The sequence below is a fragment of the Gordonia hirsuta DSM 44140 = NBRC 16056 genome, assembly GCF_000333015.1.
GTDB lineage: Bacteria > Actinomycetota > Actinomycetes > Mycobacteriales > Mycobacteriaceae > Gordonia > Gordonia hirsuta.
In genome coordinates, this window is the sequence record NZ_BANT01000053.1 from 1 (window position 1) to 24453 (window position 24453).

General features: G+C 68.3%; 23 protein-coding genes. 7 read left to right on the forward strand and 16 right to left on the reverse strand.

Annotated elements, in window-relative coordinates; all coding sequences use genetic code 11:
* Positions 1-55: 55 nt before the first annotated feature.
* The 4 genes from rplI to rpsF are packed head-to-tail and all read right to left on the reverse strand — an operon-like array spanning position 56 to position 1725.
* Positions 56-508 (reverse strand): 50S ribosomal protein L9, encoded by a 453-nt coding sequence (rplI, locus tag GOHSU_RS14925; RefSeq protein ID WP_005943524.1) that lies wholly within the window; start codon positions 506-508, stop codon positions 56-58.
* A gap of 20 nt (positions 509-528) precedes the next feature.
* A complete protein-coding gene (gene rpsR / locus GOHSU_RS14930; RefSeq protein ID WP_005943526.1) occupies positions 529-786 on the reverse strand; it encodes a 30S ribosomal protein S18 in 258 nt (85 codons plus the stop codon).
* A gap of 42 nt (positions 787-828) precedes the next feature.
* On the reverse strand, positions 829-1389 hold the full coding sequence (locus GOHSU_RS14935; RefSeq protein ID WP_005943528.1) for a single-stranded DNA-binding protein: 561 nt from the start codon (positions 1387-1389) through the stop codon (positions 829-831).
* A 54-nt stretch (positions 1390-1443) separates the two neighbouring features.
* Entirely contained in the window at positions 1444-1725 is a 282-nt protein-coding gene (gene rpsF / locus GOHSU_RS14940) for a 30S ribosomal protein S6 (protein WP_005943530.1), read from the reverse strand.
* 200 nt (positions 1726-1925) lie between these two features.
* Between rpsF and GOHSU_RS14945 the strand changes: the two genes are divergently transcribed.
* Positions 1926-3953: a GNAT family N-acetyltransferase gene (locus GOHSU_RS14945; RefSeq protein WP_005943532.1), complete on the forward strand. Its 2028-nt coding sequence runs from the start codon at positions 1926-1928 to the stop codon at positions 3951-3953.
* Here the strand turns inward: GOHSU_RS14945 and GOHSU_RS14950 are convergent.
* The 3 genes from GOHSU_RS14950 to GOHSU_RS14960 form a co-directional block, all read right to left on the reverse strand.
* Positions 3919-5421: a glycosyltransferase family 87 protein gene (locus GOHSU_RS14950; protein ID WP_005943535.1), complete on the reverse strand. Its 1503-nt coding sequence runs from the start codon at positions 5419-5421 to the stop codon at positions 3919-3921. The genes GOHSU_RS14945 and GOHSU_RS14950 overlap by 35 nt on opposite strands.
* A 6-nt stretch (positions 5422-5427) precedes the next feature.
* A complete protein-coding gene (locus GOHSU_RS14955) occupies positions 5428-7629 on the reverse strand; it encodes a transglycosylase domain-containing protein (RefSeq protein ID WP_005943537.1) in 2202 nt (733 codons plus the stop codon).
* Between the two features lie 165 nt (positions 7630-7794).
* Positions 7795-8184 (reverse strand): DUF5318 family protein, encoded by a 390-nt coding sequence (locus GOHSU_RS14960; protein WP_005943539.1) that lies wholly within the window; start codon positions 8182-8184, stop codon positions 7795-7797.
* A 184-nt stretch (positions 8185-8368) separates the two neighbouring features.
* Between GOHSU_RS14960 and GOHSU_RS14965 the strand changes: the two genes are divergently transcribed.
* On the forward strand, positions 8369-9046 hold the full coding sequence (locus GOHSU_RS14965; protein WP_005943541.1) for a PadR family transcriptional regulator: 678 nt from the start codon (positions 8369-8371) through the stop codon (positions 9044-9046).
* Complete coding sequence (locus GOHSU_RS14970; RefSeq protein ID WP_005943543.1) at positions 9039-10133, forward strand: inositol-3-phosphate synthase; 1095 nt, start codon at positions 9039-9041, stop codon at positions 10131-10133. Before GOHSU_RS14965 ends, GOHSU_RS14970 begins: the two co-directional genes overlap by 8 nt.
* Positions 10134-10460: 327 nt before the next feature.
* Here GOHSU_RS14970 and GOHSU_RS14975 read toward each other — a convergent pair whose 3' ends face one another.
* From GOHSU_RS14975 to GOHSU_RS14985, 3 genes are all read right to left on the reverse strand, one after another.
* Complete coding sequence (locus GOHSU_RS14975) at positions 10461-11339, reverse strand: DnaB-like helicase C-terminal domain-containing protein (protein ID WP_005943545.1); 879 nt, start codon at positions 11337-11339, stop codon at positions 10461-10463.
* Between the two features lie 125 nt (positions 11340-11464).
* The gene (locus tag GOHSU_RS14980; protein WP_005943547.1) at positions 11465-11770 is read right to left on the reverse strand and encodes a hypothetical protein; all 306 of its coding nucleotides are present in this window, start codon (positions 11768-11770) and stop codon (positions 11465-11467) included.
* A gap of 151 nt (positions 11771-11921) precedes the next feature.
* Positions 11922-12542 (reverse strand): helix-turn-helix transcriptional regulator, encoded by a 621-nt coding sequence (locus GOHSU_RS14985; RefSeq protein ID WP_005943549.1) that lies wholly within the window; start codon positions 12540-12542, stop codon positions 11922-11924.
* Positions 12543-12745: 203 nt separating this feature from the next.
* On the opposite strand from GOHSU_RS14985, the gene GOHSU_RS14990 reads away from it, so the two are divergent.
* Positions 12746-13474: an MSMEG_1198 family transcriptional regulator gene (locus tag GOHSU_RS14990; RefSeq protein WP_005943551.1), complete on the forward strand. Its 729-nt coding sequence runs from the start codon at positions 12746-12748 to the stop codon at positions 13472-13474.
* A 528-nt stretch (positions 13475-14002) separates the two neighbouring features.
* The gene (locus GOHSU_RS14995; protein WP_005943553.1) at positions 14003-15199 is read left to right on the forward strand and encodes a cation:proton antiporter; all 1197 of its coding nucleotides are present in this window, start codon (positions 14003-14005) and stop codon (positions 15197-15199) included.
* 15 nt (positions 15200-15214) lie between these two features.
* Here the strand turns inward: GOHSU_RS14995 and GOHSU_RS15000 are convergent, their stop codons facing one another.
* From GOHSU_RS15000 to argG, 3 genes are read right to left on the reverse strand one after another with little or no spacing between them, the layout of a single operon-like run.
* Positions 15215-16249: a DUF8320 family protein gene (locus GOHSU_RS15000; protein ID WP_005943555.1), complete on the reverse strand. Its 1035-nt coding sequence runs from the start codon at positions 16247-16249 to the stop codon at positions 15215-15217.
* Positions 16246-17463, reverse strand: a complete 1218-nt coding sequence (locus GOHSU_RS15005) for a sensor histidine kinase (RefSeq protein ID WP_005943557.1) — start codon at positions 17461-17463, stop codon at positions 16246-16248. The genes GOHSU_RS15000 and GOHSU_RS15005 overlap by 4 nt, the downstream gene beginning before the upstream one ends.
* A 59-nt stretch (positions 17464-17522) precedes the next feature.
* Positions 17523-18941, reverse strand: coding sequence for an argininosuccinate synthase (argG, locus tag GOHSU_RS15010; protein ID WP_005943558.1), 1419 nt, complete (start codon positions 18939-18941; stop codon positions 17523-17525).
* A 116-nt stretch (positions 18942-19057) separates the two neighbouring features.
* On the opposite strand from argG, the gene GOHSU_RS15015 reads away from it, so the two are divergent.
* Positions 19058-20704 carry a DHA2 family efflux MFS transporter permease subunit gene (locus tag GOHSU_RS15015; protein ID WP_005943560.1) on the forward strand — a complete coding sequence of 549 codons (1647 nt, stop codon included), beginning with the start codon at positions 19058-19060 and terminating at the stop codon, positions 20702-20704.
* Positions 20705-20783: 79 nt separating this feature from the next.
* Here GOHSU_RS15015 and GOHSU_RS15020 read toward each other — a convergent pair whose 3' ends face one another.
* Both GOHSU_RS15020 and GOHSU_RS15025 read right to left on the reverse strand, forming a co-directional pair.
* Complete coding sequence (locus GOHSU_RS15020; RefSeq protein WP_005943562.1) at positions 20784-22085, reverse strand: TrpB-like pyridoxal phosphate-dependent enzyme; 1302 nt, start codon at positions 22083-22085, stop codon at positions 20784-20786.
* A gap of 68 nt (positions 22086-22153) precedes the next feature.
* On the reverse strand, positions 22154-22792 hold the full coding sequence (locus GOHSU_RS15025) for a class I SAM-dependent methyltransferase (protein WP_005943564.1): 639 nt from the start codon (positions 22790-22792) through the stop codon (positions 22154-22156).
* Positions 22793-22869: 77 nt separating this feature from the next.
* Between GOHSU_RS15025 and GOHSU_RS15030 the strand changes: the two genes are divergently transcribed.
* On the forward strand, positions 22870-23658 hold the full coding sequence (locus GOHSU_RS15030) for an LLM class F420-dependent oxidoreductase (protein WP_005943567.1): 789 nt from the start codon (positions 22870-22872) through the stop codon (positions 23656-23658).
* Here GOHSU_RS15030 and GOHSU_RS16940 read toward each other — a convergent pair.
* A partial coding sequence (locus GOHSU_RS16940) for a phytoene desaturase family protein (RefSeq protein WP_005943569.1) occupies positions 23607-24453 on the reverse strand: 847 nt, incomplete at its 5' end. The two genes, GOHSU_RS15030 and GOHSU_RS16940, sit on opposite strands and share 52 nt — an antisense overlap.

Below are 24453 nucleotides of genomic sequence, written 5' to 3' on the forward strand. Positions count from 1 at the left end.
GCGCCGGTCACCCTTTCGGGGTGACCGGCGCTTCGGTGTCTGTACAGAAGAACCGCTAGCCGGAGACGACGGCGACGTCGAACTTCGCCGCGACCTTCGGATGCAGGTTCACCACGACGGCGTGGGTGCCTACGGCCTTGATGTGGCCCTTCGGGAACTCCACGTTCCGCTTGTCGACGGCCGGGCCGCCGGCGCTGCGGATCGCCGAGACCACATCGGCCGCGGTGACCGAGCCGAACAGCTTGCCCGAGTCGTGGGTCTTCACCGTCAGCGAGAGGTTCTCCAGGCCCTCCAGGGCCTGCTTGATCTCGTTGGCGTGGTCCAGATCGCGCACCACGCGGGCCTGCTGGGCCCGGCGGATGCCCTCGACCTGCTTCTCGGCGCCGCGGGTGGCGACGATCGCCAGACCGCGGGGCAGCAGGTAGTTGCGGCCGTAGCCATCGCGCACCTCGACGGTGTCGCCGGCTTCGCCCAGATTCTCTACAGCGCTGGTCAGGATCAGCTTCATGTCAGTGCTTCCCTTCCCGCTCAGCGACCGGTCGAGGTGAAGGGCAGCAGGGCCACTTCACGCGCGTTCTTCACGGCCACCGCGATATCGCGCTGGTGCTGGACACAGTTGCCGGTCACCCGGCGCGAACGGATCTTGCCGCGATCGGACAGGAAACGACGCAGCAGCGCGGTGTCCTTGTAGTCGATCTCGCCGGCCTTCTTGTCCTTGCAGAAGGTGCAGGCCTTAGCCTTGGTGACCTTCTCTACGCGAGGCTTGCGCCCCTTGTGCTTTGCCATATTGTTGCTCCGTTGATGCTCCTCGGGCTGGCGAGCCCGGTATCAGAATGGTGGTTCGTCGTCACCGGCGGAGAATCCGCCGCCCGGTGCCGGTGGTGCGCTGCCCCACGGATCGTCGGCGGGCTGCTGGCGACCGCCCCCGGCCGGCGCGCCGTAGCCGCCGCCCTGGTTGCCGCCGCCCTGGCCGCCTTGGTTGCCGCCGTATCCGCCGCCGCCGAAGTTCCCGCCACCGCCGCCACCGCGCGGAGTGCGGGTGACCTTGGCGGTCGCGTAGCGCAGCGACGGACCGATCTCATCCACTTCCAGCTCGACGACGGTGCGTCGCTCGCCCTCGCGGGTCTCGTACGACCGCTGCTTAAGCTTGCCCTGCACGATCACCCGGGTGCCCTTGTCGAGCGACTCGGTCACGTGCTCCGCGGCGTCACGCCAGATGCTGCAGCGGAGGAACAGCGCTTCGCCGTCCTTCCACTCGTTGGTCTGACGATCGAAGGTGCGCGGAGTCGAGGCCACCGTGAAGTTGGCGACCGGGGCGCCGGATGCGGTGAACCGCAGTTCCGGGGCCGCAGTCAGATTCCCTACGACGGTGATGACTGTGTCAGTCATGGTGTTTCCCCTGGGTCGAGTGAATGAGGTGATTCAGCGGCTGTGGGAAGACGCCTACTTGCGCATGACCTTAGTGCGCAGCACCGACTCGTTCAGGCCGAGCTGACGATCCAGCTCGCTGACGGTCGCGGGGGTCGCGGTGAGTTCGATAACGGCGTAGATACCTTCGCCGTTCTTCTCGATCTCGTACGCGAGACGGCGCTTGCCCCAGATGTCGACGTTGTCGACGGAGCCACCGTCCTTTCGAACCACATTCAGGAAGGTATCCAGGGATGGGGCGACGGTGCGTTCGTCCAGACTCGGATCGAGGATGACCATCATTTCGTAGTGACGCATAAGACCACATCACCTCCTATGGGCTATCGGTCGTGGACTCTCCACGACAGGAGGGTCGCCTGCGTCGGCAACCCGTCAAAGATACATGAGCCGGGCATGACCTGGGAAATCGTCACCGGCGGCGCAATCATCGCGGCCGCCGGGTCCACGATCCCCCCGCGCCTGCGATGACGGCGTCCCGAACCGTTAGAGTCTGCCTCATGCCCTCCCCCGGTTCCGACCTTGCCGTGCAGCGGACTTTCCTCCATCGCGGCGAAGCCGCCCTGATCATGGTCAGCTCGCTGCTGTTCACTTTGGCTGCGCTGATCTGGGGTTACCGCGCCAAAGCCCGCTGCACCGGCGAGCCGTTCGACGAACTCGGCCGCAGCTTCAACTTCCCGGGCGGCGACACCACCGCGGTGATCCCGTGCTACTCGGATCTGGTGGCGCTGTGGGTCGGGCGCGACATCAACAACCACGTCTTCCCCTACATCCACGGCGGCATCACCGAGACCGGGCAGCTCTACGGCGGCGTCGTGGAGTATCCGGTGCTGTCGGGGCTGCTGATGTGGTTCGGCGCCATCGGCCAGTACACCGACCACGGATTCTTCACCCAGACAGCGCTGATCATGGCACCGATGGCTCTGCTGACCACCGTGATGCTCGCCTGGACCAGCCGCTGGTGGGTGCTGCTGTGGGCCGCGACCCCGCCGCTGGTCCTCTACGCCTTCCACAACTGGGAACTGCCGGTGGTGTTCACCTCGGTCGCCGCCGTAGCGGTGATGGGCTTCGGTGCCAGCCCGGACAAGCACGGCCGGCGGCGGCTGGGGCTGCGGGCCTCGGCGATCATCTCCTCGGTGATTCTGGCGCTGGGCTTCTCCTTGAAGATCTATCCCGGCCTGTTTGTTCTGGCCCTGGCGTTGTACGTCCTCACCGGCGGTGAGCCGACCCGGAACCGGATCAGCGACGGTCTGCGCCGTGGCTACGACTGGGTCGGGGCCGCCTGGGTGGTGATCGCGGCGATCCTGACCACCATCGCGGTGCAGGCGCCGTTCATGATCGCCGGCTATCAGGGGTGGAAGGCCGCCCTGGACTTCCAGGGTAAGCGCAAGGCCGAGATCGACACCAACACCTGGTGGTACTGGGGCGTGCGCTTCCTGGTGAACCGGAACGAGGACATCTACAACTCGCTGGTCGGAGTGCTGTCCCCGATCCTGATCCTGGCGTCGGTGGTGGTGGCGGTCTACCTGGCGTGGCGCCGCTACCAGAACGAGGGGGTTTTCCCGTGGATCGGCGCGAGCTTCGCCTTGCTGGCCGGGTTCATGGTCTTCCACAAGGTGCACTCGCCGCAGTACACCCTGTGGGTGTTGCCGTTCTTCGTGCTGCTGCGCGTGCCGTGGGGCGCGATCGCCGCATATCTGGTGACCGACGCGATGCTCGACCTGACCATCTTCCGGATGTTCAACCTGATGAACGACGACGACAACATGAAGTGGTGGGTGATGGGCGGTGTCCTGGCCGGGGTCTGGGTGCACTTCTTCCTGCTGCTGTACTTCCTGGTCAAGGCCCCGACCTGGACGGTCCGCGAACCGTTGGCCTCCTATATGCGCACGCAACTGCCGCCGCGGGCACCGCTGACCCGGCTGGCCGACGCCGACGCCGGCGCCGCCTGGCACTGGCTGGGCACCCCGGTCCTGGGACGCGACGGCATCACGCTGCGGCCGCTGCAGATCACCGATGCGCAGGCACTGGCCGCCGTGGCCGCCACCGGCGATACCGTTGCCGGCGCCGCGCGGGCGCCGCTCCCGCGCGACGCCCCCGGTGCCGTCGACTGGATCACTGCGGCGCACGACGACCCCCGGCGCCTGGCGTTCGCGGTGATCGACGACGCCTCCGGCGCGCTGATCGGCACCACCGGATACGACGACGTCGACCAGCAGGCCTGCGCGCTGAGCATCGGTCACACCCATTACGCCGCCGGTGTGCCGGGCACGGCGGCGCAGGCCACCGCCGAACTGATCCTGCTCGACTACGCCTTCACCGAGGCCGGCGCGGTACGGGTCACCTGGCGCCCCGACGCCGACGACACCGCCGCCGCTGCGGCGCTCGACGAACTCGGAGCGGGACTGGAGGGCCTGCTGCCCAAGCAGCGTCGTTCCGGCGACAGCTGGCGCACCGTCGCACAGTACGCGATGACCGATGACGAGTGGGCGCTCAGCCGATCGGCGCTGGTGCAGCGGGTCGGCTGACCCCTCCGGGCCCGGCGGGGGCCTGGGCAGGTGTTTGCGAGGCGACGCGTAGACGGCGCAACACCACCGCGCAGAGCACCAGCACGAACACCGCGCGGATGACCAGCGCGACGTCGAACCACTCGGGCGGCAGCCATTTGCGGTCCGCATCCAGGAACAGGCCCATCCGCGGCACCCAGATGAGTGCGTCGACCACCATCCACGCCAGCACCAGCCGGGCATGCGGAACCGCCAGCACCGCCAGCGGCACCAGCCACAGCGACGACTGCGGGCTCCACGCCTTGCCCACCAGCAGATAGCCGGCGACCAGCAGGAACATCAGCTCCGCCGGCGTCGGGGTGCGGCGCGCCCGGAGCGCCACATACCCCACGGTGGCGATCACCGCGACGATCAGATTGATGAACAATCCGTTGATCAGCGCCGTCGACGGCTCCCAGCCGACGGTCCGCGAGATCAGCGCATACACGCTGTCGGGTTCGGCGCCGCGCGCCCACCACGTCCGGTAGAACTCACTCCACCCGCGCGGATAGCTGATCAGCACCGGCAGATTGACCGCCAGCCAGGTGATCGCCCCGCAGAGCACCACCGTTCCGGCATCACCGAGCCGGCGATCGCGGAAAGCGACCATCGTCAGCATCGGTATCAACAGCAGCGGATAGATCGCGGCCGCGGCCGCCAACCCGGCGAACACCCCGGCCAGAACCACCCGGTCCCGGGCCCAGCACAGCAGCGTCAGCGCCACCAGCGCGACCGGGATCACCTCGTAGCCGGTGAAGGCGTGCAGCGCGATCAGCGGCGACAGCGCCATCAGCGCACCCAGCCAGATCCGCCGCCGATCGGTCAGCATGGTCGCCCACACCGCGATCAACCAGAACATCGTCAGCAGCAGTGCGGTGATGTTGAAGTAGGTCACTACGTCCAGCTGCTGCGGGATCGGCGTACCGTCGGTCAGCGCCTGCCAGCCGCGGGTCAGGGCGGCGCCCAGGTACATCGTCGCCCCGATCACCACCGGCTGATCCAGGTAGTGGCGCGGGCCGGTCTGGTCGTTGCCGTCGTACCAGTAGGTGCGGTAGGGCACGGTCCCCTGGCGCAGGTCCTCGACGGTCAGTCGCTGCTGGCCGTAGCGGGCGATCACATCGCTGTAGCAGAGGCCGTAGTACTGACGCTGGTTGTCCCAGTTCAGCCGCATCCCCGCGGACTGTTCACCGGGCGGCGCCGGGATGGGCGCCTGCTGCAGGCACCCGGCCTTCCCCGACCAGGAGACCGCCAGCACCACCAGCGCCATCAGCAGCACCGCGCGCACCGGCGTCCAGGTCCGGCTGCGCCCGATCGCCGCGTGCAGACCGACCGGGCCACCGAGCACCTCGCTGGCCGCAGCCACCTGCGCGTTGCTGCGGCTCGGCAGCTCCCGCCCGGTGTTGATCCGCAGATCGTCGGTCAGCGGGGCCGGTGAATCCCAGTCGGTCACTGCGGGTCAGGCCGCCGGGACTTCGCCGGTCTCCGGCTCGCTCGGGGTCTCCGGAACGGTCTCACCCTGCTCGCTGGGCGTGCGGCCCGGGCGGTTCGGGCGCTGCCGTGTGGGCAGGCCCGGGATGTTCCACTCGGGCGGAATCGTCACATCGATGCTCGGCAGCGTCGGGCGCGAGGGCCGCGCCCAGCTCGACGACGGCGGCGGCGTGTACGGCGGCGGCTCGTACGGGACGCCCGCCTGACCACCGACCGCGGCCGGCGTCGGGAAGCTCTCGATGGTCTCGCCGGCCAGTGCCTGATCCATCGCCGCCTTCCAGATCTGCGACGGCAATCCCGAACCGTAGATGGCGGCGCCGCCGTAGTTGACCAGTGGTTTGTCACCGCGCGCGGTCCCGACCCAGACCGCGGTCGACAGCTGCGGGGTATATCCGACCATCCACGAGTATCGGTTCTGGCCGCTGGTGCCCAGCTGGGCGGTGCCGGTCTTGGCCGCCGACGGCCGGGCACCGTAGGACGAGTCGTACAGCGAATTGCCGCCGGAGTAGGCCGCGATCGGCTCCAGTGCCGCGGTCACGTTGTCGGCGACCTTGGCAGCGAAGACGCGCTTGCCCGGGTTGGGCTGCCGGTCGAACAGTGTCTGACCGTCGGAGGTCTCGACCTTCTTGACGAAGAAGGGTTCACGGTAGATGCCCGAGGCGGCCAGTGTGGCGTACGACGACGCCATATCCAGCACGGTCGAATCGTACTGGCCCAGCACCACACCGCCCTCGGTCCGACCGTTGGCGTTACGCAGGCTCTTCTCACCGTTGATGGTCTCGGAGATTCCGGCCTTGTGCGCGGCGTCGACCACATCGTCGGCGCCGTTCTTCAGGTCCATCATCAGACGGTAGTAGACCGTGTTCAGCGACATCTTCATCGCGGTCGCCAGGTTGCAGGTGCCGCACGATTCGCCGTCGGAGTTCTCCACCAGCAGACCGCTGGAGGTGCGGTACGGATCCGAGGAGTACTGCTTCGACAGCGGGATGTCCTGCTCCAGGGCCGCGATCAGCGCGAAGGTCTTGAACACCGAGCCGGTCTGCAGTCCGGTCGAGGCGTAGTCCCAGCCGGCGCCGTCCCAACCGCCGAAGTAACCGGAGATGCCGCCGGTGCTCGGATCGACCGAAACCGAGGCGGTTCGCAGATCCTTCGGTTCACCGGTCATCTTACTCTTGGAGGCGTCCTCGAGTGCTTCCTGCACCTTCGGGTCGATGGCGGTGGTGATCTTGAGTCCGCCGGTGCGCACCTCCTGCTCGGAGATGCCCAGTTTATCCAGTTCCGCCAGCACCTGGCGCTTGATCAGCCCGTTGGGGCCCTTGCTCTCCTCGTCCTCGCCGATCGGTTTGGGAGTGATCGTCTTGGGGAAGGCCTGCGCGTTCTTCTCGGCCTGGCTGATGGCGTCGATCTTCACCATGCCCTCGAGGACATAGTCCCAACGCTGACGGGCCAGCTGCTCGTCGACGGCCGGATCGTAGATCGACGGTCCGCGAATCACTGCGGCCAGCAGAGCCGATTCGGAGACGGTGAGTTTGCTGACCTCTTTGCCGAAGTAAGCCTTGGCGGCGGCAGCGACACCGTAGGCCCCGCGCCCGAAGTAGATGGTGTTCAGGTACGCGGTCATGATGTCTTCTTTGCTCCACTGGCTAGACATCTTGGTCGAGATCGCCAGTTCCTTGAACTTGCGCTTGTATCCGGCCAGTCCGGAGGCCTGGTCGCCGACCATCGCGTTCTTCACGTACTGCTGGGTGATCGTGGATCCGCCACCGGCCCCGGCGTTGCCGGTCAGCTTGCCCAGGGCAGCCCGGGAGAAGCCGCGGATGGAGAAGCCCGAATTCGAATCGAAGTCCCGGTCCTCGGCGGCCTTGACGGCCTCGATCATCGATTCGGGGATCTGGGAGTACTTGACGTCGATGCGGTTGCCTTCCGGGGGCACGACGCGGGCCAGGACGTTGCCTTTGCTGTCGGTGATGGTGGCGACCTGGTTCTGCTTGAGATCACCGGGGGCCGGCACATCCACTGCCATGTAGGTCAGCAGGAAAGCGACCACGCCGATGATGGCCACGACCGGAACAACGGCCGCACCCAGGCCCAGCACCCAGGCGACGATCCGCGAGACCCGCGTCCGGTCCGCCTGCGGCGACCGGTCGGTCTTCTTCGTTTCGCTACTCATTCTCACTCGCTTCTCTGCGCCGGTCGACGCTCACTTCGAAGTCTCTCCCCCTACTGTGACGGCACATCCGTCACAGTGCCAACTTTCTGGGCCCAAGGTCGGTGCGCGCACCCGCACCATGTCCTGCCTGCGGGATGGCAGCCCGTCGCCGGTCGGCGACGCCCGTCAGGTCACCGCCCTCCGGCGGGATACCGACGGGGCCGTTGTTCCTGCAACGAACGAGCGCAGCAGATGGTTCCAGTGGCAGGTCCGGCACACTTCGACCACCTGCACGGCGAACTCCCCCAGATGGCCGTCGAGGCGGCTGATCTCGGTCGGCGTCCGGGCCGACCCCGAGGCCCGGCCCAGGGAGTGGCCGAACACCCAGCAGACCTCGGTCAGCGGTTCCTTGCGGCAGACCGGGCAGCTGCGCTGGGAGCCGGTGCCATGGAATTGCGCCGCCCGCAGCAGGCCGGGGTCGGCGTCGCACACCTGGTCCAGGCCGATCTGCCCGGACCGGACCTGCGCCAGCTTCGAGCGCCTGGCGAGCTCGAAGTCCACGACCTGTCGGTACACGCGTCTCAGCGTAGTCGGGGCTGTGCCCTCCCGGAATGTGATGCACCTCAACAGCCGGAGGCTACCGAGGAGTTAGACGCAAGTTATATCGGTGCGATACATTGAGCATTGACATCACGGCGTAGTAACGAGCCGACCTAACGACGACGATTCATCGACGCCCAGCGCAGCGGAAGGAGTGCCCGTGCTCGAACTGGCCATCCTCGGGCTGCTGCTGGAGTCCCCGATGCACGGTTACGAGCTGCGCAAGCGCCTGACCGGTCTGCTCGGCGCCTTCCGCGCCTTCTCGTACGGCTCGCTCTATCCGACGCTGCGGCGCATGCAGGCCGACGGACTGATCGCCGAGGACGACACCCCCGGCACGACCGGCACCAAGGTGCGCCGGGCCCGGCGGGTCTACCGGCTGACCCCGGCCGGCGAGACCCGCTTCAACGAGCTGGTCGCCGACACCGGTCCGCAGACCTACACCGACGACGGTTTCGGGGTGCACCTGGCCTTCTTCAGCCGGACCCCGGCGATGGCCCGTGTGCGCATCCTCGAAGGCCGCCGCCGCCAGGTCGAAGAGCGCCGTGAATCACTGCGCGAGCTGCTCAGCCGCGCCGGGATCGGCACCGACCACTACACCCGCCAGATGCACGAGCTGAGCCTGGAGACCTCCGAGCGCGAAGTGCAGTGGCTCAACCGGCTGATCGCCGATGAAGCGACCGGTGCCGCCGAAGGGACCGACGTCCCGGCCGCCGGCTCGCACCCCACAGAACTCCCCGCTGCCGGGACCTCCGGCAGCGGTGCAGAGAGTAAGAATTCGGCGGCACCGCATTCCGCCGTTCCGCCGCAACATGAAGGAGAACCCGACCATGGGTAACACCGATACCGTGCGCGTGGCCATCGTCGGCGTGGGCAACTGCGCCGCGTCGTTGGTCCAGGGCGTTCAGTACTACAAGGATGCCGACGAGAAGTCGACCGTTCCCGGTCTGATGCACGTCAAGTTCGGCCCCTACCACGTGCGTGACGTCGAGTTCGTCGCCGCGTTCGACGTCGACGCCAAGAAGGTCGGGTTCGACCTGTCCGAGGCCGTGGGCGCCAGCGAGAACAACACCATCAAGATCTGCGACGTTCCGCCGCTGAACGTGACCGTGCAGCGCGGCCACACCCTCGACGGTCTGGGCAAGTACTACCGCGAGACCATCACCGAGGCCCCCGGCGACGGCGTCGACGTGGTCCAGGTCCTCAAGGACGAGCGGGTCGACGTGCTGGTCAGCTACCTGCCGGTCGGCTCCGAGCAGGCCGACAAGTTCTACGCCCAGTGCGCCATCGACGCCGGCGTCGCCTTCGTCAACGCCCTGCCGGTGTTCATCGCCTCGGACCCCGAGTGGGCGCAGAAGTTCACCGACGCGGGCGTGCCCATCGTCGGCGACGACATCAAGAGCCAGGTCGGTGCCACCATCACCCACCGCGTCATGGCCAAGCTGTTCGAGGACCGCGGCGTCGAGCTCGACCGCACCTACCAGCTGAACGTCGGCGGCAACATGGACTTCAAGAACATGCTCGAGCGTGAGCGCCTGGAGTCCAAGAAGGTCTCCAAGACCCAGGCCGTCACCTCGATCCTGGACGGCCCGCTGGCCGGCAAGGTCTACGACAAGAACGTCCACATCGGCCCGAGCGACTACGTGCAGTGGCTGGACGACCGCAAGTGGGCCTACGTCCGCCTGGAGGGTCGCGCTTTCGGCGATGCCCCGCTGAACCTGGAGTACAAGCTCGAGGTCTGGGACTCCCCGAACTCGGCCGGCATCATCATCGACGCCGTGCGTGCGGCCAAGATCGCCAAGGACCGCGGCCTGGGCGGCCCGATCCTGCCGGCCTCGGCGTACCTGATGAAGAGCCCGCCGGTTCAGATCCCCGACGACCTCGCTCGTGCTCAGCTCGAGGAATTCATCGCCGGCGACAACTAGTCGCCCGCCCACTGAAGCTGGGCTCACACGACGTCCGCCCCGGGTCCGCCCGGGGCGGACATCGTGCATCCGTCGTTGTGCCTCCCACCGGGCGAATCTGTTGGGGTTCGAGCAAGCCGCGAGGTCCCGATGCTGTCACCTGAAGGGTGGAACTCGACACAGCGCTGCGGCGACTGAACCCCACCGACCAGCCAGGCGTCACCGCCGAATCGTCGTTCGACAACCTCCGAATCCGGCGTGCGCTCCACTCCCACCGCCCCGCGAACGCTGAGCTCGGCGCGACGTTCAACGAGGAAGACGTCACGTGCCCGCCGCGGCCGGAAACCCCTAGCCGATGTCCAGGTTCTGAATATCTCCCCACAGCGGGGAAAATCCGCCGACCACGCGGCCCGGGCCTCCGAACGGGTTCTTCGCCAGCAGCAGGTCCACTTCGCCGGATCGGGGATTGTCGCGCTTCCAGCGGTCATCGCGGTGGAGGATGATCACCGCAGCGGCGATCTCGGCCGCCGCGCCGAGAGACTGCAGATCGAAGATCCACTGGTCCTCGGGGTTCCGTGCGTGGCCGGGATCCCTCAGGTGTGTGGTCACGACGACCGCGGCGCCCGAGCCCGCAGCCACCCCCTTCAGGTCGCGCAGCGCCGGCCCGTACTCGGCCGGATCGTCGAGCTGATCGAGGCCGTCGACCAGCACCAGGTCGGCACCGAGCGGGTGATAAGCGGCCGATTCACCGGCGATCCGCATGCCCTCCCGAGTCCGGACGATCGGCTGCTCGACAACGAGCCGGCCGGCGTCGAGCGCGGCACCGGCTTCGGCCAGCCGGAAGCGGACCTCATCGTCGCCGGTACCGCCGTAGACGGTGGCGCGGTCGACCTTCGCGGCCCGGATCATCATCTTGACGAGGACCTCGTCGGGCGCATCGGCGACGGCGACGAAGCCGACGGGTCGTCGCTCGTCGAGCATCGTGCTGACGGTCCGGTCGATCGCGTAGGTGGTGGTCCCCACACCGGGGAAACCCGCGATCACGCTGACCTGACCGCGCGGGAAGCCACCACCCATCGCGGCGTCGAGCAGTGGGAAGCCGGTGCTGACCGGCGGGACACGGCGCTCGAGCAGATCATCGATCCGGTCCCACGCCTTGGCGATGGTCACCGTCAGGTCGTCAGGCGGATCGAGGTCGTCGTCGCTCGGGGGTGTGAAGGGGTCCATCGGTCACCTTTCAGATACAGGCGGGATCGAGGAACATACCGAATCCCCACTATCGCCGGGCCGTCCGACAACCTGGGAAGCCGTGCTCGGCCGGTGGGGTTGTCATACCGCACCGGCCAGAAGCCTCAGTACTCCTCGAACATGATCCGCGCTCGCGGGCGTGCCTGGCCGAGCACCGCATCGGGCTCCAGTCCGGCGTACTTGCCGAGCGCGCGAACCAGGTACTCGACCTCTTCCACAGCGATCCGCTGCGACTCTGCCACCGAGGGAAACTCGCCGGTGTCGCTCACCGCCCACTCCCGCAGGCGACGCCGGTGCACGGCAGCTCCGGCTCGCACCAGCTCCGAGCGGAGCCGGCGGACCATCTCCGGGTCGCGCACCTTGCGGCGCTCGATCGCCTCCTCGACGACGTCGTTCTCATCGCGATTCATCTTCCATCACCCTCTTCGATCTGACTCAAGACAGAGTCCACCCACGGTGGGTGCGTTGAGGAGTCCGGCGAGAACCGGGACCGCGAACATTATCCGAATCCCCACGCGGCGTCCAGCCCCGCGGGATCGGCAGATGAACTGGAGTGGCGTCTTAAGCGACGTCCGAGTCCGACCCCTCAATCGACTCTGGCGCCACCTCCGGCAGCCGGATCCAGCCGTCGGCCACCATTTGCAGCAGAAGCTGCGCCTTGTTGGTCACCGTCCGACCGGCACGGGTGTACCGGGCGGTCACCCGGCGGTAGTGGGTGCGCACGGTACTGGTTGCCAGGTAGTGCTCGACCGCGGTCTCTTCGACGGTCGCCCCCAGCGCGTAGGTCCTCAGCACCTCCCGTTCCCGACGGCTCACCGGCACCGCACCGGGCCTGCGTGGGATACCGACAGCGGCCTCGAGGAAGTGCACGAGCTGCTGTTCGGCTTCGTTTCCGGTTGGGATCACCGTGATCGGCGCCTTCGGATCCAGCTGCAACGGCGTCATCCCGGCGCTCTCGACCAACGCGGCGCGCGCGCCGGCGAGGCGCGGGTCGGCACCGACCTGCGCCAACCGCGCCCGGGACCGGAGGACCACCGCGTGCACCGACGTCATCAGCGCCGGCTGCGGCTGCTCGAGGTCGATCAACGTCGCGTGATAACCGACGCGGTGAACAAGTGCGCACAGCGCCGCATCGGCCAGATCGTGTTCTGCGACAACTCCGACGATCTTGTTCTTCGGCATCTTGTTGCCCCTTCTGACTGAGCTGGAAGGCCGCTGACGCCGGCCGGTTTCGTTTCATGAGCTTCCCCAGTTTGGGCGACTGCAAAACGCCAGTCAGCAGGGATATCGGCAGAGTTGCTCCCCACTCGTGCAGCAAGCTGCACCAGCTGGATGAGAGCATGCGTGATTACACATTCGTGCCGACCAGGGGCTACTCTGCCCGGGTGGCTACCGGTCTGCGCATACTCATCGCCTCGCCCTTGGGCAAGGTGATCTCCGGACCCCTGCAGTCCACCTTCGACGACGTCACCGTGTCCGTGGCGAGCACCGATGACGAGTTGACCGCGATGATCTCGGGCACCGTGCGGTACGACGTCGTCGCCGCCGATCTGATCTGGAACAAACCCGAACTTGAATGGCAGTTCGACGGCCTCGACGTGATCGACCGTCTTCGTCAGGCGGAACGGCCGGCACCGGTCCTGCTCGCCACGCAGAACCACAGCATGGAGATCGACCACCTCGAAGAGGCACGACTGCGTCCGGAGGTCTTCGGCGTCATCCCGAAGGCCGACGGGCTCGCAGCGATCATCGACGGTCTGCGCTCGGCCGCCCTGGGAAAGCGGCTGCCCCCGCCGCCCGTCGCGCGGCCGGACCGCACGCCCCTCTACGAGCTGTTCAGCGATCGCCGCGGTCAGACTGCGGCGCGGCTCGCCGGCGCCATCGCTGCCGGGCGCGCCACCGACAACGCCTCGCTGGCGCGGGTGGCCAAGGTGTCACCGAGCACCGCCAACAAGGTGACCAGCCACTACCTCGGGCCGATCATGCTGCAACGTCGCGAGCACGACGAGCAGCTGCCGCTGACGCAGGGCGCGATCTATCGCTGGTGCGGCCTGCATGCCCGGTACCTGATCAGCTGGTGCCGTCGCAACGGGCACAGCGACGTTCTGGGTTGACTGACCAGCATCCCGGTGGCAGCGGCATACTCCGTACGCAGACCGCGATCACGCTCCTCGAGGTTCCCGTAGGCGTTCGCCAGAAGGTCCTGTTTACGCATTCGGAGAAGCACACAGCCCACAGTCGGCCAAGAACCTGCTCGTGGAACCGATAACGCGCTTTACCGACCTCCTCCGTCTGCGGCCAGCCGCAGCCCCGTGACCTCACCCCCGATCAGCACGTGGGAACTAGAGTTAGTGTTCGCCTGATCGGCCGACCACGGTCAATCAGTCAGCGAAAGCCGAGCGGAGACCGACGAAGTACCCCCTCGATGCGAACTGAGCTAAGAAGCACGCCCCGGTAGATGCGATCGAACTGAGTGCCGCACTCATCGACGAGATTTCGCACCGGCGAGCGGAGTTGTGCCAGGTGTGGGAAGGGAGCCTGCGAACCCGCACCCCTGGGTGATCGCAGTCTTCTCACCGCTTCGTCACCGGCCGTCGGTTCCGATAGCTGGAGCGCGCCGGACCGACGGCTACATTCATCGGGTGACTGATCTGGAAACCACCGTCCTGGTGCTCGCCGGTGCCCTGATCCTGGCGCCGCTCCTGGCCCGCGGTCTGCGGCGCTGGGTCGCGATCCCGGTGATCGTCTTCGAACTGCTGCTGGGAATCGTGGCCGGGCCGTCGGTGCTCGGCTGGATCGAGCCCTCCGACGCGCTGGGCCTGATCGCTCAACTCGGTGTCGGGCTGCTGTTCTTCATGGCCGGCACCGAGATCGATCCGGCCGTAATGCGCGGCAGGCTGGGCCGGCGCGCCTGGGGCGGCTGGCTGCTCAGCTTCGTCCTCGGTCTGGCGATCGGCGCGCTGCTGGCACCGGGTCTGGGTGCGGTGATCATCGCCATCGCCCTGAGCTCGACGGCGCTGGGCACCCTGCTGCCGATCCTGCGCGACAACGGTGACCTGCAGACCCCGTTCGGGCTGTCGGTCGGCGCGGTCGGCGCGGTCGGCGAGTTCGGGCCGATCATCGCGATCTCACTGCTGCTGGGCACGCACACCCCGGGGGTAGCACTGGTAGTGCTCATCGTCTTCGGCCTCATCGCCGCCGCACTGATCTGGTTCGCTGCCCTGATCCCCCGCGGACAACTGCACCGGTTCGTCGAGGCGACACTGCACACCTCCGGCCAGTTCGGGGTGCGCCTGGTCCTGGGTATCCTGCTGGCGTTGGTGGTCGCCAGCGCCGTGCTGGGCGTGGACACCCTGCTGGGTGCTTTCACCGCCGGTATACTCTGGCGGGCACTCATCAGCGATGCCGATCCGGCGACGGCCGAGGCGGTCGAAAGCAAGGTCGAGGGGCTGGCCTTCGGCTTCGGTGTGCCGGTCTTCTTCATCGCCACCGGCGTCGGCTTCGATCTCCGAGCGCTACTCGATCAGCCGGTCACCCTGCTGCTGGTGCCGGCCGCAGCGGTCCTGCTCCTGGTGGTCCGCGGGCTGCCGGCGAGCCTGGCCGCACCCGACGGCGCCGATCTGCGCATGCGCGGGGCGGTCGGAGTCATGGGTGCCACGGGTCTGCCGATCATCATCGTCACGACCGGGCACGGCGTCGACCTGGGGCTGATCACCCCGATCGCGGCGACCGTGCTGGTCGGGGCCGGCATGTTGTCGGTGCTGCTGTTCCCGTTGCTCGCCGGCGCACTGCGCAAGGGATCGGGTACGGCGAACGAGCCGGCGCCGGCCACCGCGTAGCGGCCCGCTGCCGGATCAGGACCGGATCGGCGCGCCGCGTTGGTCGAACTCCCGGCGGCTCACCCGGTCACCGCAGATCTGTACGACGGTGACCCGGACCGGGCGGCCCGGTGGCAGCACCCGCACGGTCACCGTGCCGGCCTGGATCCCCTCGACCGCCTCCACCACTGCCGCGCAGATCCGCTCGCGCACCTGCTGATCGGCGTCATCGAGCCCGCGATCGTCGAGCAGGATCACCTCGACTCCGCGGAGCCGGGCCCGCCACACCGCCTCGACCAGAGCCGGACTGTCCAGGATCGGTGCCCGCAGCGAGTCCCGGAGCCGGGCTTCGGCCAGCGTGCAGGCGCGCCGTTCGTCAGGGGTCAGCGACTCCGGCCGGGCCAGGCGCTCCAGATAGGGACGGGCCCGCTCGTCGAGCACCACCAGCTGCCGGTCTCGTTCCTCCAGGTGCGCGTTATGCGAGGCTTCGGCGACCGCGGCGGCCACCCCCTCCTGGCGCAGTTCGAACAGGTCACGAGCCGCCGGGCGGATGGTGAGGGCGAAGAAGGTGGCCATCAGCATCGGTGCCAGATTCAGCCCTGACATCACCACCGCCGGCCCGGTGCCGTACCCGGACGAGGCCGCCCATATCCAGCAGACGATGCTCACCAGCAGCATCGACAGCCAGCCCGATCCGGTCCGGCCCCGCACGCACAGGAAGGTGCCCAGCGCCGTCGTCGCCGGCAGGGGCCAGAACTGCAGCGGGTATTCCACCTCCCCGGGCAGATTCGGGAACACCAGTACCCCGGCGATCGGTCCGGCGGCGGCGATGGCCGCGGTGACCGGCACCGGAAGCGGATCACCCTGCGATCGCACCAGCAGCAGAGCCGCGGTGCCGACCAGCACCCAGGCCAGCAGACCCGCCACGAGGGCGCCCTGCGGTGCGGCGACCACCGCGATCAGGCCGAAGGTCACCACGAACCCCGCCACCAGGATCGTGGCGGCCGGAGTCGACAGGCCCAGCAGTTCCCGGATGTCGCCGATGCGGATGCCGCGGCTACTCCGTTTCATCGGCGCTGCCAGCCGACGCCGACGGTGGTGCCGGCCCCCGGCGCCGACTGCACCGCCGCCCAGCCTCCGGGCAGCCGCGCCATCCGGCGCCGGATGCTCACCGCGATGCCCAGCCGCCGCGGCGAGATCTCACTCGGATCGAAGCCCGCACCGTCGTCGCGGACCGCGATGTCCAGCCCCGTCGCCTGCACCGAGACCATCACCGACCGCCGGGCCTGCGGTCCGGCATGGCGCAGGCTGTTGCGCAGAGCCTCGCTCTGGGCCGCGCCCAGAGCGCGCACCACCTCCGCCGGCAGCTGGCCGATCCGGTCACCGGGGCCTCCGCCTACCGCCACTCGCACATCCGGGTCGGTGTCCCGGGCCACTTCGGTCAGAAAGTCGATGGCCGCGCCGGTGTCCCAGTCCCGTTCCGGTCCGGCCCCCTCGTCGCGGATCTCATCGAGTTCGGCCAGCGTCGCGGTGGCCATCGTCTGGACCAGTTCGTGCGGCTGGTCCCCGGCCCCGGCGTGCAGGGTAGCCATCACGCTGTCGTGGATCAGACCGTCGAAGCGTTCCCGCTCCTCCACCCGGGCCTGCTGGGCCGCGGCCGCCGCAGCACTGGCGTAGGTGTCCTCGGTGGTGGCATCGAGCAGTCGGCCGGTGCGGAAGGCCATCACCGCCCCACCGACGAACAGGCTGCAGAACATGATCGCGAAGGCGATGTCGGGCACCAGCATGTCCGGCGGAGCATCGTCGCGGACGACGTAGTTGACCAGCTGGACGCCGACGCAGGCGACCGCCATGTAGGCGAAGGCGAAGGCGACCGAGGCGGGCACCGCCACGACCGCCGCCAGCGCGGCCAGCCCGGGGAACCCGGCGAGCCAGACGGCATCGTCGTTCGCGATCGCATCCCCGTTCCACAGCGGCAGTACGCTGGCCACCACGACCAGGTACGACCCCGCCGCCACCGCGGCGATCCGGCGGGTCTGCCGGGGGTCTGCGCGGAAGGTCACCGCGCCCAACGCGATGCCGGGCCCGAAGACCACGACCAGGGCCAGCGGCGTCCACCAGGCCGGCATCTTCGATGCCAGTTCCATGATCGACGGCCCCAACAGCACCGGGTAGACCAGATAGCCCACGGCGGTGAACCGGGCGAACATCCGCAGGATGCGCTCGTAGTTCGGGCGATCGGCCATCGTCGTCACCGCGTCCTCCCCCCGGTCCGCCGCAGACATCCCACGTATCGATCATCGGGGAACCGCCGAACCCGGGCGGCCGATTCGGTGATTAACGGTTAGTCGACACCGAATTCCATGGCGGCCCGGTCCAGCGAGACCTCGGCGGGATCCTCCGGACCCTCACCGCCGGCGATCGCCGCGGCGCCGCCCTCGGTCAGCTCGCCGACCAGTTCGGCCGTCGCACCACCGACGATGCCCAGTGCCGCGTACTGCTCCAGACGGGCCCGTGAATCGGCGATGTCCAGGTTGCGCATGGTCAGCTGGCCGATGCGGTCCGACGGACCGAAGGCCGAATCGCCGACGCGCTCCATCGACAGTTTGTCCGGGTGGTAGCTCAGGGCCGGTCCGGTGGTGTTGAGGATCTGGTAGTCGTCGCCGCGGCGCAGCCGCAGGGTCACCTCGCCGGTGACCGCCGAGGCCACCCAGCGCACCAGGGCCTCGCGCAGCATCAGGGCCTGGCTGTCCATCCAGCGGCCCTCGTACATCAGGCGGCCCAGGCGGCGCCCCTCGTTGTGGTAGTTGGCGACGGTGTCCTCGTTGTGGATCGCGTTCACCAGCCGCTCGTAGGCGATGTGCAGCAGCGCCATCCCCGGAGCCTCGTAGATGCCGCGGGACTTGGCCTCGATGATCCGGTTCTCGATCTGGTCGGAGACACCCAGTCCGTGGCGGCCGCCGATCTCGTTGGCCTTCATCACCAGCTCGACCGCCGAGTCGAACCGCTCGCCGTTGATGGCGACCGGACGCCCCTGTTCGAAGGTGACGGTCACTTCCTCGGTCGGCACCTCGACGTCCTCGCGCCAGGCCGCCACACCCATGATCGGCTCGACGATGTCCAGGCCCTGATCCAGGTGTTCGAGCACCTTCGCCTCGTGGGTGGCACCCCAGATGTTGGCGTCGGTCGAGTACGCCTTCTCCACCGAGTCCCGGTAGGGCAGGTCGCGCTCGAGCAGCCACTCGCTCATCTCGGTGCGACCGCCGAGTTCTTCGACGAAGTCCGAGTCGAGCCACGGCTTGTAGATCTGCAGGTTCGGGTTCGCCATCAGCCCGTAGCGGTAGAACCGCTCGATGTCGTTGCCCTTGTAGGTAGAGCCGTCGCCCCAGATGTTGACGTCGTCTTCCTTCATCGCACGCACCAGCAGCATGCCGGTCACCACCCGGCCCAGCGGTGTGGTGTTGAAGTAGGTCTTGCCGCCGCTGCGGATGTGGAAGGCACCGCACTGCAAGGCCGCGATGCCCTCTTCGACCAGGGCCTCCCGGCAGTCGACCAGACGGGAGAGTTCGGCGCCGTACTCCAGCGCGCGGTCGGGCACCGAATCGATGTCGGGTTCGTCGTACTGCCCCAGGTTCGCGGTATACGTGCAGGGAATGGCCCCCTTCTCGCGCATCCAGGCGACGGCGACGGAGGTATCGAGACCGCCGGAGAAGGCGATACCGACACGCTCACCAATGGGCAGCGAACTCAGGACTTTCGACATGCGACCAGGTTAAAGCGTGCTCCGGGAGGAAGTGAAATCACCCGTGGCCGACCGCTGTGCCTTCTACACCTTTCGGGCGATGTCCCGGTCCACAGGCTCGCCTAGAGTAGGGCGTCATGACCGACGCTTCGACCCCGCCGGCGCAGCCGGCCAGCCCTCCGCCACCCCCTCACGCCAGCCCCCGCCGATGGTGGGCACTCGGTGTCCTGTCCGTAGGCCTGGCGATGATCGTCATGGACGGCACCATCGTGGCCGTCTCGCTGCCCACGATCATCGATGAGCTGCACCTGGACCTGACCGACGCGCAGTGGGTCAACTCCCTGTATTCGGTGGTGTTGGCCGCGCTGCTGCTGACCTGCGCCGCGCTCGGCGACCGCCTGGGCCGCCGCAACGTCTTCGTTCTGGGCATCGCCCTGTTCATCGCCGGGAGTATCTGGGCCGCCACGGCCGGGGATGCGACCGCACTGATCAGCGCCCGGGTGCTGCAGGGCCTGGGTGGTGCGTGCATTCTGCCGTCGACGCTGGCAACCGTCAGCGATACCTTCCGCGGCAAGGACCGCGCGGCGGCGTTCGGGGTGTGGGGCGCGGTGATCTCCGGGGCCGCCGCACTGGGTCCGCTGCTGGGAGGCTGGCTGACCAGCACCTTCTCCTGGGAATGGATTTTCCTGGTCAACATCCCCGTCGGCGTGGTCCTGGTGGTCGCCGCATTCGTCGTGGTGCCCGAAACCATCTCGCCGATCCGGCGGCGTGGGTTCGACGTCGATGGTCTCCTGCTCAGCGCGATCGGTTTCGGTTCGCTGGTCTTCGCGGTGATCGAGGCGAGCACCCTGGGCTGGTGGAAACCGCTGGCCGAACTTCGGCTGTTCGGATTGACCTGGTCGGCGGACATGTCGATCTCCATCGTTCCGGTCGCCCTGGCGGTCTCGGCGGTCACCCTGACCGGCTTTCTGCTCTGGGAGCGCCACCGCGCGCGGGTGCAGCGGTCAGCCCTGCTGGATCTGAATCTGTTCTTCACCCCCACCTTCAGCTGGGGCAATGTCGCCGCGATGATGATCGCCGTCGGCGAGTTCGGCCTCATCTTCGTGCTCCCGCTCTACCTGATCAATGCGGTCGGCCTCGGCACCATGGGGGCCGGATTCGTACTGGCGGCGATGGCGGCCGGCGCCTTCGTCTCGGGTGCCCTGGCCCGGCATCTGGCCGCCCTCATCGGTGCGGCCGGCACCGTGCTGGTCGGTGTCGGACTGGAGGTGATCGGTGTCCTGGTCCTGGCGTTCACCCTCGGGCCGGACTCGTCCGGATGGACCGTCGGCGGCGTCCTGCTGATCTACGGCGTCGGTCTCGGATTCGCTTCGGCTCAGCTCACCAGCACGGTGCTCCGCGACATCCCCCTGGCCGCCTCCGGACAGGGATCAGCAACGCAGAGCACCGTCCGGCAGATCGGCTCGGCGTTCGGAGCCGCGATCATCGGCTCGGTACTCTCGGTCGGCCTCGGTCACTTCCTGGGCAAACTGACCGGTCCGGCGGCCGAATTCGCCGCGCCGACCCGGCACTCCGCCGGTGGAGTCATCGCCGGCCTGCGCGAGCACGACGGTGACGACGCTGTGGTGCGGTCCCTCGCCGAGGCCTTCACCCAGGCCACACAATGGTCGCTGGTGGTAGCCGCAGGCTTCCTGGTACTCGGACTGTTCGCGGCCGTCGCGGTGTGGCGGGCCTCCCGGCACGAGGATCTGGCCGCCCAAGGCGATCCGGCCGTGACGGAATGAACAGCGGCCGGGGTCCCACGCGCATGTCGCCGTGGGGCCCCGGCCGATCCGTTCTCGCCGGTTCGGCGAGCCGCTGGTGTCAGAACTTGCCGTCGAGGAACTCGGCGTAGGCCGGCAGGTCCAGCTGGCCGTGACCGGACAGACCGATGACGACCACCTGGTCGTCATCGCTGTCCTTCACATGCTGGATGCAGGCGGCGATGGCATGGGTCGACTCCGGCGCCGGCACGATCCCCTGGGTCCGGGCGAACAGGATGCCGGCCTCGAAGGCGTCGTGCTGATCGATGGCCACACCGTCGACCAGGCCCAGCTCCACCGTGTGGCTCAGCGCCGGGGCCATCCCGTGGTAGCGCAGGCCACCGGCATGGATCGGGTCGGGAACGAAGTCCATGCCCAGGGTGTGCATCTTCAGCAGCGGAGTCAGCCCGGCGACATCACCGTGGTCGTAGCGGTACTCGCCTTGAGTGATCGACGGGCACGCCGAGGGTTCGGCGGCGACCACACGCGGATTGGACCGCCCGTGGATCTTCTCGCGCAGGAACGGGAACGACAGACCGGCCAGGTTGGATCCACCGCCGGCACAGCCGAAGACGACATCCGCGCCGCCGGGCTCCACCGCGTACAACTGGTCGACGGCCTCCTGGCCGATGACGCTCTGGTGCAGCACCACGTGGTTGAGCACCGAGCCCAGGGCATACCGGGTGTCGTCGTTCTGGGCCGCGACCTCCACTGCCTCGCTGACCGCCATCCCGAGGCTGCCGGTGGTGTTCGGATCCTTGGCGAGCATGGCACGACCGGACTCGGTCAGATCCGACGGGCTCGGGTGCAGGGTGCCGCCGTAGGTGCGGATCAGGTAGCCGCGGTAGGGCTTGGAGTCGTAGGAGGCGCGGACCTGCCAGACCTCGACGTCCAGGTCGAACTGCGCACCGGCATACGAGAGCGCACTGCCCCACTGTCCGGCACCGGTTTCGGTGGTGAGCTTCTTGACGCCGTCGATCGCGTTGTAATAAGCCTGCGCGACCGCCGAGTTGGTCTTGTGACTGCCGACCGGGCTCACACCCTCGTACTTGACGTAGATGCGGGCCTTGGTGTTGAGCGCCTTCTCCAGATTGCGGGCCCGGAACAGCGGCGACGGCCGCCACTGCTTGTAGATCTCGCGGACCGGCTCGGGGATCTCGACGTAGACCTCGTCGGTGACCTCCTGTGCGATCAACCCGGCCGGGAACAGTGCGGCCAGGTCATCCGGGCCGACCGGCTCCTTGGTGCCCGGGTGCAGGTGCGGCGGGATCGGCTCGTCCAGTTCGGCGGCCAGGTTGTACCAGTGCGTCGGGACGTCGATGGTCACCAGATCGGGGTTGGAGGCATCGGGGTTGCTCGTCATGGCTGTACTGTAACCGCCGGTGTGACGGCACCCACTGCCCAGGTCGTCCGGGACACTAGCCCCGGATACTAGGAGACCTTGCTGGCTTTGAGCACGACGTCGTTCATGTGCCGCTGTTCGCCGCTGGCGCCGGCCGGCCGGCCCCGCTCGACGGTGTCGAGGATCTGCACGTCGAGGCGGTCGGCAAAACGCTCGGCGACGTCGTGCGGCTGGAAGTAGGCGTCGGGGTCGTGGCCGTGGGCGCGGATGCCTTCGGCATCGTGTGCGACCACCAGCAGCGTGGCACCCGGGTTCAGCGCCGCGAACAGCTTGTCGTAGACGTCGCCGCGGTCGATGTCGACCGGGAAGTAGTGCAGGGCGACCAGATCGAACGCCTCACCGGGCACCTCGTCGACCGTCAGGTCCGCCTTGACCCACGCGATGGTTTCACGTGAATCGATCTCTGCGGCACGGTCGAGGGCCACCTGGGAGATGTCCACCGCCACCACGGTCCACCCGTGATCGGCCAGCCAGCGCGCATCGGCCCCTTCCCCGCTGCCCACGTCCAGCGCCCGTCCCGGCGTCAGACCGGCGGCCTCCCGCGCCAGGGCGGGATTGACCTGTGCGGTCCAGAGCCGGTCGGCGCTGCTGTAGCGCTCGTCCCACTGCGCTGCGCTGTGCGGGTTCTCGGCGTGCTCATGATGGTCGTGTCCGTGATCGTGGCTCATACCCTCCAGGGTATACGCCGGGATCGTTTCGGGCAGGACCGCCGACGCCGCCCGGCACTTCCGCGCACACTGGAGTCATGACCTTTCCGGTGCGCATCGGCGTTCAACTCCAGCCTCAGCAATCCCCCGACTACGGTCTCCTGCGCGATGCCGTCCTGCGCGCCGAGGAACTGGGGGTCGATGTGCTGTTCAACTGGGATCACTTCTTCCCCCTCTACGGCGACCCCGACGGGCCCAGCTTCGAATGCTGGACGATGCTCGGCGCCTGGGCCGAGCAGACCCAGCACGTCGAATTCGGTCCGCTGGTCACCTGCAACAGCTACCGCAACCCCGAGCTGCTGGCAGATATGGCGCGCACCGTCGATCACATCAGCGGCGGCCGGCTGATCCTGGGCCTGGGCGCCGGCTGGTTCGCCCGCGACTACGACGAATACGGCTACGAGTTCGGCAGCAAGGGCTCCCGGATCGACGACCTGGGCGCCGCACTCCCCCGGATCGAACAGCGGTTGGCCCAGCTCAACCCCCCGCCGGTCCGCCCCATCCCGCTGATGATCGGCGGCGGCGGACCGCGCAAGACCCTGCCGCTGGTGGCCCGCTACGCCGATATCTGGCACGCCTTCGTCAACGTCGACAGCTACCGGGAGAAGTCCGCACTGCTGGCCGGGTACTGCGCGGAGATCGGCCGCGATCCGGCCGGCATCGAGCGGTCGGCGGAGGTGCGGTACTCCGGTGACGACACCGCGACGCTGAAGTTCGCCGACGACATCACCGCCGAGGGCGTCTCGTTGCTCACCGTGGCCACCGGCGGACCCGATTACGATCTATCGGCCGCGCGGCTGCTCTGCGCATGGCGCGACGCCCGGTAACCGCTCATTCCGTGTACACCTCCGCCCGGTGCGGTGGCCGCCGAACACAGGTAGATCCCCGGCAGCGGTGTGGCCTGCGGGGTGGCACCCAGGACCGGCCGCCGGATCAGCTGCCGCAGTGAGGTGGCTCCGGCACCGATATCGCCGCCGACGTTGTTCGGGTTCTGTGCCGCCTGCTCGCTCGCGGTGGTGACGATCGTCGCCTCGATCACATCCCGGAAACCGGGTGCGCACCGTTCGATCTGGGCGATGATCGCCGCCGAGACGTCCACCGGGCAGCCGGCGGGCACATGACAGTAGGCCCACGCCAGATGGGTTCCGGCCGGTGCCCGGGACGGATCGATCCGGGTCGGCTCGCCGCCGAGCACCCACGGGCGCTCCGGGATCACCCCGGCGGCGACCTGCGCTTCAGCGCGGGCGATCTGCCCGTAGTCGTCGGCCAGGTGGAAGGTGGCGGTGCGGGTGTATCGCTCCTGGCCCCAGGGGATCGGCTCGCGGAGCAGGAAGTCGACCTTGCAGGTGCCCGGACCGTACCGGAATCGCTGCAGCGTTCGCCGATAGCGCGGCGGCAGCCGATCCCCGAGCACCGCTGCCATCGCCCGAGGGGATGTGTCGAAGAACCAGCGTGCCCCGGGCGGCAGTTGTTCCGCCCGCGTGATCGGATGCCCGGTCTCGATCACACCGCCGTGCTCGCCGATGATCGCCGCGAGGGCGTCGGCGATCGCCTGCGAGCCGCCCCGGGCGATCGGCCAGCCGGATCCGGCCAGGGCGGCAAGCAGCAGCCCCGGCGCCGCC

Excerpts from the sequence above, each read along its gene's own strand:
- rplI (WP_005943524.1), bottom strand. The coding sequence starts at position 508 with ATGAAGCTGATCCTGACCAGCGCTGTAGAGAATCTGGGCGAAGCCGGC.
- rpsR (WP_005943526.1), bottom strand. The coding sequence starts at position 786 with ATGGCAAAGCACAAGGGGCGCAAGCCTCGCGTAGAGAAGGTCACCAAG.
- GOHSU_RS14935 (WP_005943528.1), bottom strand. The coding sequence starts at position 1,389 with ATGACTGACACAGTCATCACCGTCGTAGGGAATCTGACTGCGGCCCCG.
- rpsF (WP_005943530.1), bottom strand. The coding sequence starts at position 1,725 with ATGCGTCACTACGAAATGATGGTCATCCTCGATCCGAGTCTGGACGAA.
- GOHSU_RS14945 (WP_005943532.1), top strand. The coding sequence starts at position 1,926 with ATGCCCTCCCCCGGTTCCGACCTTGCCGTGCAGCGGACTTTCCTCCAT.
- GOHSU_RS14955 (WP_005943537.1), bottom strand. The coding sequence starts at position 7,629 with ATGAGTAGCGAAACGAAGAAGACCGACCGGTCGCCGCAGGCGGACCGG.
- GOHSU_RS14970 (WP_005943543.1), top strand. The coding sequence starts at position 9,039 with ATGGGTAACACCGATACCGTGCGCGTGGCCATCGTCGGCGTGGGCAAC.
- GOHSU_RS14975 (WP_005943545.1), bottom strand. The coding sequence starts at position 11,339 with ATGGACCCCTTCACACCCCCGAGCGACGACGACCTCGATCCGCCTGAC.
- GOHSU_RS14980 (WP_005943547.1), bottom strand. The coding sequence starts at position 11,770 with ATGAATCGCGATGAGAACGACGTCGTCGAGGAGGCGATCGAGCGCCGC.
- GOHSU_RS14985 (WP_005943549.1), bottom strand. The coding sequence starts at position 12,542 with ATGCCGAAGAACAAGATCGTCGGAGTTGTCGCAGAACACGATCTGGCC.
- GOHSU_RS15000 (WP_005943555.1), bottom strand. The coding sequence starts at position 16,249 with ATGAAACGGAGTAGCCGCGGCATCCGCATCGGCGACATCCGGGAACTG.
- GOHSU_RS15005 (WP_005943557.1), bottom strand. The coding sequence starts at position 17,463 with ATGTCTGCGGCGGACCGGGGGGAGGACGCGGTGACGACGATGGCCGAT.
- argG (WP_005943558.1), bottom strand. The coding sequence starts at position 18,941 with ATGTCGAAAGTCCTGAGTTCGCTGCCCATTGGTGAGCGTGTCGGTATC.
- GOHSU_RS15015 (WP_005943560.1), top strand. The coding sequence starts at position 19,058 with ATGACCGACGCTTCGACCCCGCCGGCGCAGCCGGCCAGCCCTCCGCCA.
- GOHSU_RS15020 (WP_005943562.1), bottom strand. The coding sequence starts at position 22,085 with ATGACGAGCAACCCCGATGCCTCCAACCCCGATCTGGTGACCATCGAC.
- GOHSU_RS15025 (WP_005943564.1), bottom strand. The coding sequence starts at position 22,792 with ATGAGCCACGATCACGGACACGACCATCATGAGCACGCCGAGAACCCG.
- GOHSU_RS15030 (WP_005943567.1), top strand. The coding sequence starts at position 22,870 with ATGACCTTTCCGGTGCGCATCGGCGTTCAACTCCAGCCTCAGCAATCC.